This window comes from Paenibacillus sp. FSL H8-0282, assembly GCF_037963825.1.
GTDB classification, from domain to species: domain Bacteria; phylum Bacillota; class Bacilli; order Paenibacillales; family Paenibacillaceae; genus Paenibacillus_AQ; species Paenibacillus_AQ odorifer.
Genome location: NZ_CP150146.1, coordinates 3255363 through 3271437, shown reverse-complemented (window position 1 = coordinate 3271437; position 16075 = coordinate 3255363). Strand labels below are relative to the sequence as shown.

The following is a 16075-nucleotide window of genomic DNA, read 5'->3' as shown; positions in this document are numbered from 1 at the left end:
CTTTCTGTTTAAGCTAACCTTTTTCCAAATCAACAGGAAACGGTTACATTGCAAATAGTAAGGCAATACCTAATTTCTCACTCACTCTAGTTTAGTAATTGTATAATTTCTTCCACAGAGTCCTTAGCAAGGATCTGCACAACAATCTCTTTATCCTCTATCAATGATCCTAGCTTTTTATACATTTTATCTAGGTCGACATTGTTTCCTTCTTTAATGTTTAATAAACAAATTAATTGCACCATTTGCTTATCATTCCATCGAATAGGACGTTTTAATGTACAGATTGTCCAAAAGGTTTCCGAGGTAACAGGAAGTGAAGGATGTGGAACAGCGACAAGATTTCCAAAACTAGTGGGTGCATAGGACTCTCTTTCAACTACTAAGGATTCATAATGCTCTGGTACAAGTCCTTGTTTTGTTAGCTCATTGCTTAAAAAATGAATCACACTTTCCTTTGTGGTAAATTCTTTTTTCACGAATACTCTAGATGCGTCAAGGTAAGAATGAGTTTCTGCCACCTGTTCTGAAGACAGTAAGACGTCCTTGATTCTTTTGAGGTCTTTAGCTTCTAGAAAGGTATTTACAACATAGACGGGAATACCTATATCTTCATTGATCGGAACTGTACTGATAATAAAATCAATCGAGGATAGGTCCGTTTCTGCTAATTTGTAAAAACTAATTGTGTCTACAATCTGCAATAGATTCTCAAATGAATTGATCAATCGGTAATAAAGTAATTTGGCACTTCCAACACCAGACGCACATACAAGAATAACTCGTTTTATTTTTTTGTTTTTATTTTTCATTCTTTCTAAAGCAACCCCAATGTGCAAGGCAATGTAAGCAACTTCATGTTCTCCAACTTCTGAATCCAAATAGTAGTTAATACATTTACTCGCAATAAGTGCTCCTTCGAATGCGGCTGGAAAACTCGTCTTAATATCATTTAACAGAGGATTTCTAAAATTCATGTTGTATCTTAATCTATTCATCGCAGGCCTAATGTGAAGGGTCAGGGCTTGAATAAATTCATGGTCATGGCCAAAATCCCAATTCAACTCAGTTTGTAAACTTTTCAAAATACAGCTGACAATGGAGTCCACTTCATCGAACTTACTGTACTCCGTTAGATTTTCTTTCGGCAGCAATTTTGTTCCAACCAAATGGATGATAATATAATTAATCTCTGAATCGGAAAAGAGCAGATCTGTGAAATCTTCAATGTCTTTAACAATTTCATGGGCAACAATTTTTTCAAAAGGATACTCTTCCATAAGATTTACCGACGGTTGTTCGATTAAAAATCCCTCTTCGATACGTTTACAAGCTATTATTAAGTGAATAGCGAGGTTTTCCAAGGAAATATCTGAAATCTCAATTTTGTATTTATTTACTTTGCCGATGATTATTTCTTTAATTTTCGTGTATACCTCTTTGTCAAACAAAGTAAAGTTATCGAAAGTTGGATCGGAGTTTTCTTCTCTTTTGTATAAAAAATTAGACAAACAAATTCGTTTCTTAAATTCATCGCCCTCTATAAACAGGCCATAATGAGGCCGATTAACTAAATTCAGGTTGTATTTTTCCAGTATCTTACGCACTTCTTTTAGATCGTTTTGGATTGTCGATTTAGATACAAACATCTCATCTTCAATAGTGGCCAACTTGATATACTTATTTTCTAATAAAAACCGACTCAACAAATAAAGAACCCTATTATCTTGTTCAGAAAAGTCTACTGTAGAAGGATTGATTTTATCATTAGTTAACTCATTTAATTTTTGGGAAAATATATCTTTATCGAAGACTCTTACAACGAAGCCCTTCCCACGAATTAACTCTATTTTTAGTCCTATTATGGCGGATATATTTTGTAACTCTTTCAAATCATTACGGATCGTTCGATCGCTAACATTCAGTTCCTTAGAAATCCATGCAGCTGTGACAGGTTGATTAGAATTAATTAAGTATAAAAGTATTTCTTTTTGCCGTTTTGAAAACAATTGTATCCCTCTTTCTTATCCAGAGTATGAATATGAGCTAATATTAACTGAAGCATACATTTACATACATTTGCTCATTTTTTTATATCGGTTACAATATCACTTCCTAAGAAAATTTGATAGTGTTCTTACAGTAACATACGAAACAGGCGTCCTCATTTAAGAAGACACCTGTTTATATTTCAGCTTCGTTTGACGAGTCATGACAAGAATTTGCGGGTTAACTCAACTTCTGCTGCAGTATAATTGCTAACTCTTCCGCTGAATCCCACACAATAGGACGAATATCCTTAAGCTGTACAAAAAGTTTATCCGCCTCAATACTGTTTACGGTCCATAATACGGGTATGTTTAAACCAAGTGCATATCCCGCCGAAAAATACACCTCTGGGGATTGCCCCGTTAAATCTGCGATAATCAGTTTGCTTTCTGCGATTTGATCCAACTCGTATTTTTCACCGTTCTGAGTTTTCGTATGTGTTAATAAGCGCGGAAGAAAACCACACTGCTCTATTTTGGGCAATAACTTCTCCAGCCATGTTGTAGACAAATTTTCTTCATCCGACACGAGCACGAGGCAAGGTTTTAGTTTCTTACCTCCAGCGCTTTCCGCAGCTTCATTCCAGCCGGTTTCAGTAAGCTTAAAGGTCATGCCTTCCCTGATCAAAAGCTGATCACTTATCAACTTGTCTATGATGTATACCAGCTCTTGCAGATTGGGAGAATACGTCAAGTTATAGCTGCTTGAGAGGGGTTGAATGACAACCGCTTCCCCCGGGCCTTCAGAATGTCTATATAAATATTGCAGTAGACGGTTTCCTTTATCTTCAATGCTCACAGGTATTTTGGGTGAATTTACAATGGACTCCAAATCATCAGCAGATATAGTGATCTTTTCATCACAATCAGTCAGCTCACGTATGTAAGCAGATACTACATGAAGCATGTCGCGTTTCTTTTGATGCGGGAGCGAATTAATGGGTTCGTAGCTGTCTCTACGTAGACTATAAAACCCGCCTGGTGAACAAGAACAGCCTATATATCTATCGTTATCGCCTTCTGGTTCAATGGAAACAATCTCATCACAGAACAAACAGTGTTTCTTAATCATGACAACTCTTCACCTCTTATTATGTGTTAGCCTCTACCTTACCAAGATTTTTTTGAAAAGTAGACAAGAAGATATTTCCTGTAGCAGGTTATCCCAAGGCGTAAACGTATTATTTCGAGGCTCGAATGTAGATTTTATTCAATAAAAAACCGACATAATCATCAGCTAAAAAACTGAATCTTAGGTCGGTTAATATAGGCTTGGAGCCGGCATTTAGGATTGTGATAAACCTTCTATAACTTTATCAATATTCCATTTGATCATCTTAATGTATGTGTCGCCCTCTTCGCCTTTCTTAGCTAAAGAATCGGTGAAAATCTTAGAGTGTATCGGTACTCCCGTTTCATTTGCGATAGTTTCCATTGTTTTTGGATTTACGCTAGTTTCCAGAAATAATGCAGGCACTTGATTTTCATCAATGATCTTAATTATGTTTTTCATTTGTTCAGGCGTTCCTTGACTATCCGTATTGATCTCCCAGATAAAAGCTGATTCAAATCCGTAAGCTTTGGAAAAATATTTGAATGCTCCTTCGCTGGTAACAAGGATACGTTTCTCTTGTGGAATTTTTTCGACTGCTTCTTTTGCATATTGATCCAATTCATTCAGTTTCTTAACATATTCCGATTGATTATTAAGATAAAATTCTTTGTTGTCGGGATCTTTTTCGATTACACGTTTTGTGATGATATCTACATATTTTATTGAATTCTGAATATCCAGCCAGGCATGAGGATCTACCTGTGTTTCTTTTCCTTTTTCTGTTAGGTACATTGGAGATACTTCATCTGAGACTGCAAAAGCAACATCCTTTTTATTAGTCACATCTAGAAGATCTTGAAACCACCCCTTACCTGTTTCTAGGTTCAAACCGTTATAAAACACTAAATCTGCGCTAGAAACCTTACTTGTATCCTTGGGTAATGGATCGTACATATGCGGATCTGTTCCGATGGGTACCATACTGTAAACTTCAGCTTTCTCCCCTACAATGTTTTCGGTCATATCAGCGATAATGGAGTACGTTGCAACAATCTGCAGCTTATCATGGTCTGCTTCTCCTTCACTAACCTTTGAGCATGCGGTAAGAAGTACGATAAACATTGTCAAAGAGAGTATTTTTATGGTCTTCATCCTTGTTTCAACCCTTTCCTGAAAAAATTATTTTTGGGTGAGATTATAAATGAAATTCCGAACATGCTTACGCCGACCAGAACAATCGTGGCACTTGTAGGTAAATTGAATTTAAAGCTTACAATTACACCTATAATCCCGGATACAGCGCCGATTGTAGAAGCCAGGATAATCATGTGGAACAGCTTATTCGTCCAGAGATAGGATGTAGCAGCCGGAATAACCAGCATTGCAATCACAAGCACAATTCCTACTTGAGATAACGAAGATACGGTAACCACAGATAGGAGCATCATCAATAAATAATGATAGAACCCTGTTTTTAACCCATAGGCTTTGGAAACAACCGGATCAAACGAACTCATTAAAAGCTCTTTATACAGCAATGAAATGATGGCAATAACAACAATCATAATAATAAAGGATTGCATTAACTCCGACTGTGGGACGGCCAGAATATTACCAAACAGAATGTGAGTTAGATCAAGCCCGCTTTTGGCAAAAGTAATTAGGACGATACCTAACGCAAAAAATGAGCTGAGAATAATGCCGATAGAGGTGTCACTTTTAATATTGCTACGACTTGTAATAAATTGAATGAGAACTGCTGCTAATAGTCCAAATAGTGAAGCTCCAAGAAGAATGTTGATTCCTAAGATATAAGATAACGCCACCCCGGGTAACACCGCATGTGATAACGCATCTCCCATTAATGACATCTTTCTAAGTACAATAAAGCTTCCTAAAACCCCTGATACAATTCCAAGAATGATAGCAGATAATCCCGCGTTAAGTGCATATATCGGAATGTTTAATACCCCTGAGAAATAATCAATCATGATCTGTCGCCCCCATCCCTTTGATCACCAGATTACCTAAGGAGGCACCATAGGCGCTGAGGATATTCTCTGGCGTAAAGGTGTCTTTAACATCACCAAAAGCAATTAATTTCTTATTGAGAATGATGACTTTGTCAAAATATTCTTCGACCTCATGCAAATCGTGATGAACGATGAGAATGGTTTTTCCTTCTTCGCGAAGTTGTTTTAGCAGCTTTACAATGATTTTCTCACTGACTAAATCTATGCCAACAAAAGGTTCATCTAAAAAAAATACATTTGCTTGTTGTGCAAGCGCCCTAGCGATAAAAACTCTTTGGAGTTGTCCCCCGGACAGATTGCTAATTTGTTTATTCGCAAGATCACTTATATCCACCATCGCCATACATTCCTCGACTCTTTGCCGCTCTGTTTTTCCGGGACGCTGGAAGATTCGCAAATTTGGGTAAGTTCCAGTCAGCACTGTATCCCTTACCGTGATTGGAAAAGAAAGATCAATGTCATTCTTTTGCGGCACATATGCGATCTTCCGTTTGTACTCAGAAATATCTTTTCCCTCCACCATAACTGATCCTGTTCTCTTCTTTATCACCTCTAATAATGACTTGATGAATGTAGATTTTCCCGCACCATTTGGTCCGATAATTCCGATTGTATACCCAAAGGGGATATCAATATTTACATTTTCTAGTGCAGAATTACCGAAATAATCTACGTTTAGGTTTCTGATTTCAATCATAAAAAAACTCCTTATCTCTGTTAAGTTCATATGTAGCACTGTTCTGTTCATCCTGTTAATTTATTTCCCAATAGAAACAATGATTCCTATGATCCAATTTGTTTCCCTAGGTAAACTTTTATTCTTATATACAATATATTTACCCGAGGGCAATATGTCAACAACATTCCTTAAATCAACAAAAAAAAGAACCCAAGTGATTTGAGTTCTTGTTCATTATTTCAATATAAAAATCTCATAGTTGCAGTAGTTTTAAACATCTAGGCTGCATAAGATATCCCCCTGAAATATGCTCTGCCTGCAATCGAATCATATATTCTCCTGCCATGGGGAAATACAGCTCACCTACTTGAAAGCTTTGAAAATTACTAACCCCATCAGTAGAATGAACTTTAGCTTGTAAAATTTGATCCGCTGCCTTGATGAGGTAGACTCCGCCACCACCATTCTCTCCTTCTTCGCTGCGATATTCGATACTAACCTGAAATCTTACCGGACCTAATGTCCGGACATGCCAAATTGCGGTATCCTCTCTATCCTTCCAGTCCAACAGATTATCATGGTCTTTTTTTCCTGTATCGTAACGGAGGGTTGGACCAACGATCTCACTTTCAAATACCCCTAATTCTTGTAAGGTATCTTCTCCAAATTCCAATAATCGGATTGGATTACCTTCTACAGGTTCTGCACAGACAATTGCGATGACCAGCGGCATGTTGTTAGAATTTTCGGCAAAGTTCGGTAAGCTGGGGAGTTCGACTTCCAGATCCTGCTCAGATAGCTTTGTGAAAATCAGCTCCTCCCCTCCATCTAAAGCAAATACCTTTTGAACAGCGGTCTTCAGACCGGGGACGATTAGCTTATTTCTCTTCTTAAGATCGAAAACATGCAGATATAATGTGTTTCCTTTCAGAGTGCATCTGCCCCATGACGGTTTGGCTGTGGGCGATTCTCCAGCACCGTAAATGCTATCCCCATTGGTATTTAACCAATCTCCTACATCAAGCAAAATGGATTCGGATACTGGATCCCATTCCCCTGTTGCTGTTGGGCCGATATTGATTACCAGATTTCCATTTTTACTTACAACATCGATGATCTGGCGGATGATAGTTACAGGGGATTTCCAATGGTGATCGGATCTCTTATACCCCCATGAGTCGTTTAACGTAATAATATTCTCCCAGTACTTACCAAGGTTACGAGTCGTAAGTTGATTATCAGATGTATTTGAATAATCTCCAAGTGGTGCTTTCCATACTCTGCTATTGACCAAACATTCTGGCTGAATTGCATGAACCGCCGCCAAAAACGCTTCTCCTTGCTCACGGGTCAGTTTGCCTCCGCAATCAAACCACATTAAACCAACTTTGCCGTAGTCCGTCAGCAGCTCACGGACTTGAGGGATTGATTTGCTGTGCAAATATCGTTCAAAGCGGGTGCGTTTATCGGTATCATTTATCCACGTTTGAACGTCATCGTAAGCGCCGATATTCAGTGGATAATCCCAGGTATTCCCTTGAGAGTCTGGATCATGCCAATCCATCGCATGAGAGTAGTAAATTCCGAGTACCATTTTTTCCGCACGACATGCCTCCATTAGTTCCCGAAGGGGATCACGGCCCAATGAGGTGTGCTTGACGATCGAATATTCGGATACACTTGAGTCATACATCGCGAAGCCGTCGTGATGTTTAGCTGTAAAGATGATATATTTTAGGCCAGCACGCTTGGCAGTCCGTACCCACTTCATTGCATCAAAAGCTGATGGATTGAACGCTGCGGCCATTTCCTCATATTCAGCCACTGGGATCTTCGCGCGTAGCATAATATGCTCACTGTAAGAAGCTTGTATTTCTTTTCCCTTCCATTCACCCGCAGGCAGGGCATAAGGGCCCCAGTGAATAAACAAGCCGAGCCTGGCTTCCTGCCACCATTCCATACGCCGAGCCTGCTCGTTATCTATCGGAGTTTCGACCGACTGTATACTATACGGATCATCGAGAAGGTTTTCTGTTGTTTTTCCGTTCCTTACCATAACTGAAGAACGGCTCCGCGGAGTTTAGATACAGCCTCGACGAAGAAATAATCGCCATATATCAGTGGCGTATCAATGTGCACACCCCCTGGAAGATTGGATGTTCCAGAAAGAATCAAGCCCTCCTCTTCCGGAATGTCCCAAGTCCCATAATTCTCATAAAGTGAGCGAACGATTTGTTCTGCGGCTCGCAGGTAAAAAGAGGCTTCCGCCTGTGGTACGATCTTTGCCAGCTCAATCAAGCCACATGCCGCACATGCACCAGCAGAGGTATCACGCGGCTTTTCGCCTGCATCAGGTGCCCTGAAATCCCAGTGAGGTACATGATCCTCCGGAAGATTAGCTAAGAAGAAGTGCGCAGCTCTTTTAGCTCCCGTTAGAAACTTATTCTCTCCGGTATAGTGAAAAGACAAAGTAAGACCGTAAATCATCCATGCGCTGCCCCGTGCCCAAGCGGATTCTTCCGCATAACCTTGGCCGGCCATAGCGCCGATTTTTTCGCCTGATTCCGGGTTGAACAGCAGAATGTGATAACTTGATCCATCCGGACGTAAAAAATGCTCAACTACCGTTTCCGCATGCGCAGCGGCGATATGCCGGAAACGCGGATCCTCTGTAACTTCCGATGCCCAGTATAGTAAGGGCAGATTCATTACAGTATCAATGATGGACCATCCCGCCCGGTTTATCTTCTCCGTGTCATGCCAGGCTCTGATAAATGACCCTTTCAGGTTAAAGCGGCTGGCCAGTTGAGCAGCAGCCATCAACCCGCGCTGCTTGGAGTGTTCATTACCAGTCACGCGGTAATTGGCCAAAGCTGAGAGTGTCCATATAAAACCGGCATCATGATGTACGGAAAGGGCATAAAGAGGTTCATCCAATTTCTCTTCAATTTGCTCGGCGATTTCTTGCAGCGCCGGATGATTACCTTCTGCGGCAATCTGCCACAAAATACCCGGCCAGAACCCTGCTGTCCACCACGATGGACGCATGTTGTCGTATACTCCGATCACGGAAGCATGCGGAAAACTAACACCAATTCGCTTACTAGTCTTTTCCACTTTATTTACAATTTGTTGCCAAGCGCCATCCGCCCATTCCAGAGTAGACTCCGAAATTACCAGTCCGCGAGTTTGTTGAGTTGGTATTACTTCACTCATTTTAGTTCCTCCTGTAAACACTGATGATATTTATGAAATTTAATTTCTTAAAGCGTTGTCCGTAGTGGAATTACCATATTCCAAGTGTGCTTCGCATTTCGAAACCCTCCCGGTCCATCTGCTACTGCAGCGAATAAATGGGTAGGGACCCCTTCTTGGAATAATAGGAACGGACGTTCAAAGCTGCCCATCCACTGCTCTGTGCCGTCCTCCCAGAAAACCCGTCGGGAATACGATTGAGTTGAATCATCCAGCTGCCAGTCGGTTCCATCCGTAGATGATGCAAATATCCCACCGTGCTTTTCTCCACATATCCGGCCATCCATATCCTTGGCGATCATTTGGTACCCGTCCGTGGTCCGCCAGATAAATGGATCTTCAATATGAGACCGCTCTGGTGGAAACAGCGGTGCGTTGTTAATTACTCTATATGGACCTTCGTCCTTAGATGAACCGGCAATGCCAAGCGTCATCTGTCCATAGGAATTGCCCTCGTATTTGCGGGCTTTATATACCAATAACAAGGAGCCATCTTCGCGGATACAAGGAGCCGGATTGGATGTGAGAAAGCTGTCGAACCTGCCCGGACGTGTAGGCAGAATAGGTGCGTCCATCCTTATCCATGGTCCGAATACACTGTCGGCTATAGCTAAGCCAACACGTTTGTTGGCACGAGCGGCAATCACCCGATAGTCGTCAAGTTCCACTGTTTCATTAGGCTGCGGCTCAGCGAATGGATGAGTGGAACCCATATAATACAACAGATACTTATCACCATAACGAAGGATATGCGGATTATGGGTGCTTCGTCCGTCCCAGTATTCCGCTCCCCTTGCGGGTAGTACGGTTTCTTCGTACGTATAAGGTCCTTCCGCGTTATCGGCAGATGCGCGGACAATTTCTGAGCGGAGTAACCATCCCGGATGCATCGGCAGCCACTTCGGCCAACGGGATGCAAATAAATGAAAACGCCCATCCTCGCCACGTACAGCTGATCCGCACCACACCCACCAATCCTCCATGCGGAACCCTCCGTTCAAAGGAGCAGGCAACATTCGGTTCATCAATGAAAAAGTCATTTTCTACCTCCACGGCTTATTGCTTTACATCTGTTAGTCCATAACGTTTAGCAGCACTGCCATGTAGCCATTCCGCAGCAATATTCAGCGCCTCCTCCCGGCTGATCCAGCCTTCCGCTATTTGACTTTCCAAAAAGCGCGCAAGTATTTTTTTAACGATCAGCAGCTTGCCATATGTCCATTCGATACAGCGCGCATCCGAGACAATGAGCGAACACTTGAGCGGGGCGAGTGCCTCCAACCGATACTGCATGCTCTGCAAATAGGTACTGGGTCTGAAGTTATACCACCACATCCCACCTACATGAACGTTAGGGAAATTCCATGCAGCCTGCACAATATCCAGGTTATTTAATTCTGAAGCCACCACCAGCTCAAACGGAATGGAATACCGTTCAAACAAACCATACAGTTTAACAACCCGCAGCGGATCGTTAACTGGCGCAGCCGATGTATTACACCATCTCCGTTCGACGCCGAGAAACAGCTGCAAGAACATTCCTCTTACTTGCAGTTCCGAACAGATATGATGAAGGAGCAGCATCATGATTTCATCCGGTCCAGTTACGCTGCTAAGATTGTAAACATCATGAGCATTGGCTTCAAAGGCTGGCAACGTAGTCATGATTCCCGGACAGCCCATCGTCTGATATGAGTGCAGCTGCTCGCTAATAAACTTTTTCGCTTGAGTATAAGCCGCTTCCCGGCTGGGATCAGAGGCATCTGCAATATTCTTTGCCAGCTCAAGCAGCCAGGAGTCAATTCGAGGAATCAGTAGAGCATTTTCTCTCATGTGTGCAAAGTTGGCATGCTCCGGACGGTTTACAATAAACCGCTGCACATGCAGGCGGTCAGCTACGTTTTCCGCCCAGCCGGGATCGTTACTTTGCTGTTTAACCGTTATATCCGCTTTGAACACCGACTCTGAATCAGTGATGGAGATACCGTACAAATCTTTCATGATTGCTGTAAAAGCACGATTCATCATCGTATTACGGGAAGCGTGGTAAGCTCTAACAAAAGAGTCAGCCCGTTTCTCATTCGAAAGTTGGTCCGCATCCGCCGGATATCCTGCTGACTGAAGCTCTTGGTTCAACCAGAAATAATCGGCTATTTCCCAGAAGTCAGCCGCGTTTAGCTTATCGCCGACGAGATGGGTATGTGTATCGATTACAGGCAGACGCATGATTTCATCACACAAAGCAGTTTGACTCATTGTTCTCCCTCCTAACTGGCAGGAAGCCCTTCGAATGAAGAGGCTTCCTGAGAATCTATCTATTTCCGGCTTTGCTGATTAAGGATTCCCTCATTATTTTTGTAGCGTTTTGTTGCTTCTTTTAAGATTTCTTCGCCGCCCTTTTGCTTATATTCCTCGATGACTTTTGGGAAATCGCTAATCGGTTCTTTGCCATAAATCATTTTGACCATATGGTCTATGATCAGTTTTGGTGCCTGATCGGGACGTTTGGAGGCAAGATCAGGGAACTTGCTGAAAGACTCCAGATCAGGTACAAATCCGATGCCCCCTAAGCCTTCTTTACTCAGAGTTTCATCCAATGCTTTCAAAACATCTTTACCACCCGTAAGCAGCTCAGTTCGTTCGCGGTTGATTGTTCCGTCCCCTACCCAGCGCAGCTGTGTGCGGAATTTCTCTTCATCTTGGGCAGCCTTGTTCTCTGGCAGCTTATAATCAACTTTTCCGTCTTTTACCGTGTAATTCTCGCCTTCAATCCCAAAGCTATAGAAATTACTGGCTTCCGGGGTCTGCATCCATTCAAACATTTGGACAATCCGGGCAGCCTTTTCTTTACTGACCTTATTGTTGATATACAGTGAGGTATTGACCGAACTATACAAACCGTATCCTTTTTGTCCATTGTCACCGGTTGGCGACGAGATAATATCCACTTTCGCTTCTGGATTGGATGCGGCGATTTGGGTCCGGAAATCCAGAAGATTCTGCGCATTAGCTGTCCAGATTCCTGCATTACCTGCAGCAATATTTTCACCATACTGTGCCGTTTGAATTGTCGCAAAATCCTTCTGAATGAGGCCTTCGTCATACATCGTTTTGTATACGTTCAGTGCTTTCTCCATATTCTCGGAATTATAAAATTTGGGTACGATCTCTCCATTATCCTCTGTAAACTGATAGCCAAGCGCGTCATATGCACCAAATGCGATATCTGCATACTTGAAGTTCTCACGCATTTGATAAGGAGCGCTCACACCGAGTTTCTTAAAAGCGCGCAGCACATTCAAGAAATCCTCAATCGTTACAGGTACCGGAAGACCGGTTTTCTCCAATAAATCTGTTCGGATAAAGGTGGCACGTCGAGACGGATTGCTGAGCCAAGTCGGAATGCCATATATTTTTCCGTCGTAGCTGACTTCATCCCATGCTTCCTGCGGGACAACCTTCATCAGGTTGGGCGCATTCTCCTTCAGCAGATCATCCAGCGGCATAAAAACACCAGCCTGAACCGACCCAGCCATCGATTTATCCGTAGCCCCTCCGACATTTTGAACCACATCCGGGATATCACCGCCGGCAAACATAACAGCCATTTTGGAATCAAAGTCCTTCAAAGGAATTAACTTAATGTCTAAATCGACATTCGCCCGTTTCTCCAACTCCTTGACCCACTTATCGGTGTTAATGTCTTTAGAACTTTCCGTGTAAGCGTTTCCGCTTGTGTTTAACGAAATACTAAATTTAAGCGGTTTTGATTCGCCTGCTGCATCGACGTTACCGTCCGATGTTTCATTGCTTCCGCATCCTGCGACGAGACTTGAGACAAGCGCCGTGGATAGGATCAGACTAACCCATTTTTTCATCTGGATAATCCCCCTTATTAGTATAAAAAGGTATTTGGTTTACCTGTACCCATCATAAAGCTGTATCATCAGCACTCCCATGGGGTGGATTATTGTGGGATGTGTTTTTTTGTGATCGGTTGTCGTTATAAAAAAAGGCCATCCCCAAAAGTCCGCGGTTCGGACCTCAGGACAGCCTTTTGATCCTCGTTCTCTTCGGTGAGAAGCGCCTATGCGTTAAGCTCTTCCTGTTCCTTCCTTCCGGAAATCGGCATTCTCATGATCATGCGTGTTCCCCAATCTGGACTGCTTTCTACGTCAACGCCGAATTCTTCTCCGAAGACAAGCTGAATCCGGCGATGAACATTTTGCACACCGATGCCGCCTGGGCTTCCTTTCCCTTCCTCCACATCGGCGAGTCGATTTTCGCTCAGTTTGAGGCGAAGTTCTTCAAGCCGCTCCGGGGTCATCCCGCTGCCATTATCCGTAATGCTGACCCAGAAGATATCGCCATCCTCTCCAGCATCAATCGTAATCGTGTGATAATCTTCAACACCATAACGAAAGGCGTGCTGGAACACATTTTCCACAAGTGGCTGTAAGGTCAAGCGGACCATTTTGCGCAGAAGCATTTCAGGTTTTATCCGCACATCGATTTCAAACGGCCTTCCGATCCGGTGATTGATAATGACCATATAATGGATGACATGCTTCAGCTCATTTGCTACGGTTATCTCTTCAAGATTGGTGCGCACCGAATAATGCAGCATGTAGGAGAGGGCTCCGACGATTTCTGATATTTCATCTGAATCCTGAATTACTGCATAGCAGACCACCGTTTCGAGCGTATTGTATAAAAAATGGGGGTTGATCTGCAGCTGTAAGGATTGGAATTCGGCCTTCTGCCGCTCAGCTTCCATTTCCTTGTTCTTCAGTTCTGACTGATACACGGTGTCCACAAGCTCTGACAGGCGGGTTACCATCAGATTGTAACGAACGATAAGCCCAGTGACCTCATCCTGGCTTTTCGGAAGGGAGATTAATTCCCAATTTCCTTTTTCGGTCTGGCTCATTCCTTTCATCAGTATACGGATGGGTGTAGTAACGGACTTACCAAATCGGCTTGCCAGAAACAGCGCTATCATAAATGTCAAAATCGCGACAACAATAATATAATTCCGGATGGTAATTAGCGGCTTTTGCAGCTGAGTGTCTGGGATGGATACAACCAGATGCCAACCGGAATATTCCGCATTACGGCTGATATAAGATTTTTCCACGCCCTCTGCCGAACTGCGGAACATCGCCTCTCCTGCTTGCTCAATTTGCTTGCCAAGACTATCGGGAATCAACGTCCCTACTTTGTTTTGATCGTTATGATATTGAATCCTGCCTTCGCCATCTACAATAAAAAAATAGCTTTCGGGACCAAGATCGATTCCTTTCCATAACGTAGAGAGTTCCTCCGCTTTGACTTCGATGCCTACAAATCCTTTCATCTCTGGTGACTGAAGACCGCGAATGCTGCGGATTAAGGTCAACATCGGCGTTTGATCCCCACGGATACTGTAATTGATTACATTCAACTGTCCACTGACATCTGTATGTTCTTTGAAATACCGGATCTGTCTAGCGGTGTCTTCCTGTGTAAAAGATGGCGCTGAACCGCCATTATAATAATAAAGCGCATTCCCGGAATACCCGATAATATATAAGGCTTCAATCTCGGGATTGCGAATCCATACAGGTTCAACAATAGCATCGCGTATATCGGTCGTGTAGCGGTAATTTTCATATTCCTCACGGTCTGCTGATAGATCAATATATCTTTTAACTCTCAAATCCGTTAGTAGCGCCACTGTCGACCGTTGATAGGATGAAATATAGAGATTGGTATGATGAACTGCATTATTTACGATCTGAATCATTTGGTTTTCAGTGCTTGCCTGCAATTGCTTGGCAGAAATGCTGTAGAAGGAAATCCCCAGCGCTGACAGGGAAAGTAAGATGACAATGGTAAAATAAAATAGCAGCTTCCGGCTGAGGGTTGCTCTCATTATTCAATGCCAAACGAAGCACGGTATTCCGAAGGTGATACACCCACATGATTTTTAAACGTCTTCGTAAAATGAGGATAATCCTCGTAGCCTACATGAATCGAGATGTCACTGATTGTCATGGTGGGTACGGCAAGAAGTCTGCGCGCTTCCTCCATTCGTCTCCGGATCCGATAGTGTACAAAGGTTTCTCCCGTCATTTTTTTGAATAATGCGCTGAAGTAGGTGCGGGCAAGTCCCACCCGTTTGGCTACTTCTTCTAACGATACATCCTCAGCCAGATGTTTATCAATGAAAGCTTTTGCTTCTTCAACCGGGTCCTTATAGTTGCCTTTGCGAGTAAGCTGCAGCTCCGCAAGTATACCGTTTATTATCGCGACAAATGCTAACATCGTTTCTTTTTTCGTATTGGCGGCTTTCACATCTCCGCAGCACCGGGACTGAGGCTTCCAGCCTCGGCGTTCCAAGCGATCTACGATCATTTGCAGACAATCATTCAGCACTGCATCCATGCTAAAGACGTTCAATCCTTCAAAAAAACCGGATGTTTCTCTTTCATCAAGCAGACGGTTAGTCTCATCACGTTGCAGCAGCCAGATGTGTTGTTCCAGCTGTTCGGCCCAATCCACGTATTTATGAACAGGAATAATGCTGCCTGTCATGCCTGATATCAGTTCTCTCAGCATATCATGCACATCCTGCTGGAGAACCGGCTTCAGTAAATACCGTTTAACGCCATAAGCCATTGCTCGTTGTGCATATTGAAAGTCATTGTACCCGGAAATGACTGCCACCTGGACATGACTGTAATCACGGTGAATTCGTTCACATAAATCAAGGCCATCCATCCGCTTCATGCGCAAATCTGTCAGCACTAAATGCGGTTCTAGCTTCTGGATGGTTTCTAAAGCTGCTTCTCCGTCGTCGGCTGTATAAATTGCGGTGAATGAGACCGGATAACGCTGGACCATCTTCACCAATCCTTTTTGAATGACAGGCTCATCTTCTACAATCAATACTCGCACTTGTATCAAATCCCTTCCGGAATGGAATCAGAATCAGTTGTCTTGTGGTATGAAATTGATTTGAAGT

General features: G+C 42.9%; 12 protein-coding genes. All 12 read right to left on the bottom strand.

All coding sequences use genetic code 11. The annotated features are described in order from the left end of the window. Positions 1 to 86: 86 nt before the first annotated feature. The 12 genes from NST94_RS14385 to NST94_RS14330 all read right to left on the bottom strand — a co-directional run bounded on the left by NST94_RS14385 (position 87) and on the right by NST94_RS14330 (position 16008). Entirely contained in the window at positions 87 to 2009 is a 1923-nt protein-coding gene (locus tag NST94_RS14385) for a BglG family transcription antiterminator (RefSeq protein ID WP_254857048.1), read from the bottom strand. A gap of 220 nt (positions 2010 to 2229) precedes the next feature. Beyond that, positions 2230 to 3120 carry a hypothetical protein gene (locus NST94_RS14380; RefSeq protein WP_036677862.1) on the bottom strand — a complete coding sequence of 297 codons (891 nt, stop codon included), beginning with the start codon at positions 3118 to 3120 and terminating at the stop codon, positions 2230 to 2232. A 213-nt stretch (positions 3121 to 3333) separates the two neighbouring features. Continuing rightward, positions 3334 to 4254 (bottom strand): metal ABC transporter substrate-binding protein, encoded by a 921-nt coding sequence (locus tag NST94_RS14375; RefSeq protein WP_038571008.1) that lies wholly within the window; start codon positions 4252 to 4254, stop codon positions 3334 to 3336. After that, positions 4251 to 5093: a metal ABC transporter permease gene (locus NST94_RS14370; protein WP_036677866.1), complete on the bottom strand. Its 843-nt coding sequence runs from the start codon at positions 5091 to 5093 to the stop codon at positions 4251 to 4253. The genes NST94_RS14375 and NST94_RS14370 overlap by 4 nt, the downstream gene beginning before the upstream one ends. Continuing rightward, positions 5086 to 5829: a metal ABC transporter ATP-binding protein gene (locus tag NST94_RS14365; protein ID WP_280753002.1), complete on the bottom strand. Its 744-nt coding sequence runs from the start codon at positions 5827 to 5829 to the stop codon at positions 5086 to 5088. Before NST94_RS14365 ends, NST94_RS14370 begins: the two co-directional genes overlap by 8 nt. A 238-nt stretch (positions 5830 to 6067) precedes the next feature. After that, positions 6068 to 7870, bottom strand: a complete 1803-nt coding sequence (locus NST94_RS14360) for an alpha-L-fucosidase (protein WP_280752957.1) — start codon at positions 7868 to 7870, stop codon at positions 6068 to 6070. Next, entirely contained in the window at positions 7864 to 9030 is a 1167-nt protein-coding gene (locus tag NST94_RS14355) for a glycoside hydrolase family 88 protein (protein ID WP_280752956.1), read from the bottom strand. Before NST94_RS14355 ends, NST94_RS14360 begins: the two co-directional genes overlap by 7 nt. 47 nt (positions 9031 to 9077) lie before the next feature. Further along, positions 9078 to 10109: a glycoside hydrolase family protein gene (locus NST94_RS14350; RefSeq protein WP_280752955.1), complete on the bottom strand. Its 1032-nt coding sequence runs from the start codon at positions 10107 to 10109 to the stop codon at positions 9078 to 9080. A 16-nt stretch (positions 10110 to 10125) separates the two neighbouring features. Then, positions 10126 to 11325 carry a glucuronate isomerase gene (locus NST94_RS14345; protein ID WP_280752954.1) on the bottom strand — a complete coding sequence of 400 codons (1200 nt, stop codon included), beginning with the start codon at positions 11323 to 11325 and terminating at the stop codon, positions 10126 to 10128. Positions 11326 to 11384: 59 nt separating this feature from the next. Further along, positions 11385 to 12947: an extracellular solute-binding protein gene (locus tag NST94_RS14340; protein ID WP_280752953.1), complete on the bottom strand. Its 1563-nt coding sequence runs from the start codon at positions 12945 to 12947 to the stop codon at positions 11385 to 11387. Between the two features lie 209 nt (positions 12948 to 13156). After that, positions 13157 to 14983, bottom strand: a complete 1827-nt coding sequence (locus tag NST94_RS14335; RefSeq protein ID WP_280752952.1) for a sensor histidine kinase — start codon at positions 14981 to 14983, stop codon at positions 13157 to 13159. Further along, positions 14983 to 16008 carry a response regulator gene (locus tag NST94_RS14330; protein ID WP_280752951.1) on the bottom strand — a complete coding sequence of 342 codons (1026 nt, stop codon included), beginning with the start codon at positions 16006 to 16008 and terminating at the stop codon, positions 14983 to 14985. The genes NST94_RS14335 and NST94_RS14330 overlap by 1 nt, the downstream gene beginning before the upstream one ends. Positions 16009 to 16075: the final 67 nt, after the last annotated feature.

Bases quoted from the DNA above. Each gene is read 5' to 3' on its own strand.
- NST94_RS14350 (WP_280752955.1), bottom strand. From the start codon at position 10,109: ATGACTTTTTCATTGATGAACCGAATGTTGCCTGCTCCTTTGAACGGA.
- NST94_RS14380 (WP_036677862.1), bottom strand. From the start codon at position 3,120: ATGATTAAGAAACACTGTTTGTTCTGTGATGAGATTGTTTCCATTGAA.
- NST94_RS14340 (WP_280752953.1), bottom strand. From the start codon at position 12,947: ATGAAAAAATGGGTTAGTCTGATCCTATCCACGGCGCTTGTCTCAAGT.
- NST94_RS14335 (WP_280752952.1), bottom strand. From the start codon at position 14,983: ATGAGAGCAACCCTCAGCCGGAAGCTGCTATTTTATTTTACCATTGTC.
- NST94_RS14355 (WP_280752956.1), bottom strand. From the start codon at position 9,030: ATGAGTGAAGTAATACCAACTCAACAAACTCGCGGACTGGTAATTTCG.
- NST94_RS14375 (WP_038571008.1), bottom strand. From the start codon at position 4,254: ATGAAGACCATAAAAATACTCTCTTTGACAATGTTTATCGTACTTCTT.
- NST94_RS14360 (WP_280752957.1), bottom strand. From the start codon at position 7,870: ATGGTAAGGAACGGAAAAACAACAGAAAACCTTCTCGATGATCCGTAT.
- NST94_RS14370 (WP_036677866.1), bottom strand. From the start codon at position 5,093: ATGATTGATTATTTCTCAGGGGTATTAAACATTCCGATATATGCACTT.
- NST94_RS14345 (WP_280752954.1), bottom strand. From the start codon at position 11,325: ATGAGTCAAACTGCTTTGTGTGATGAAATCATGCGTCTGCCTGTAATC.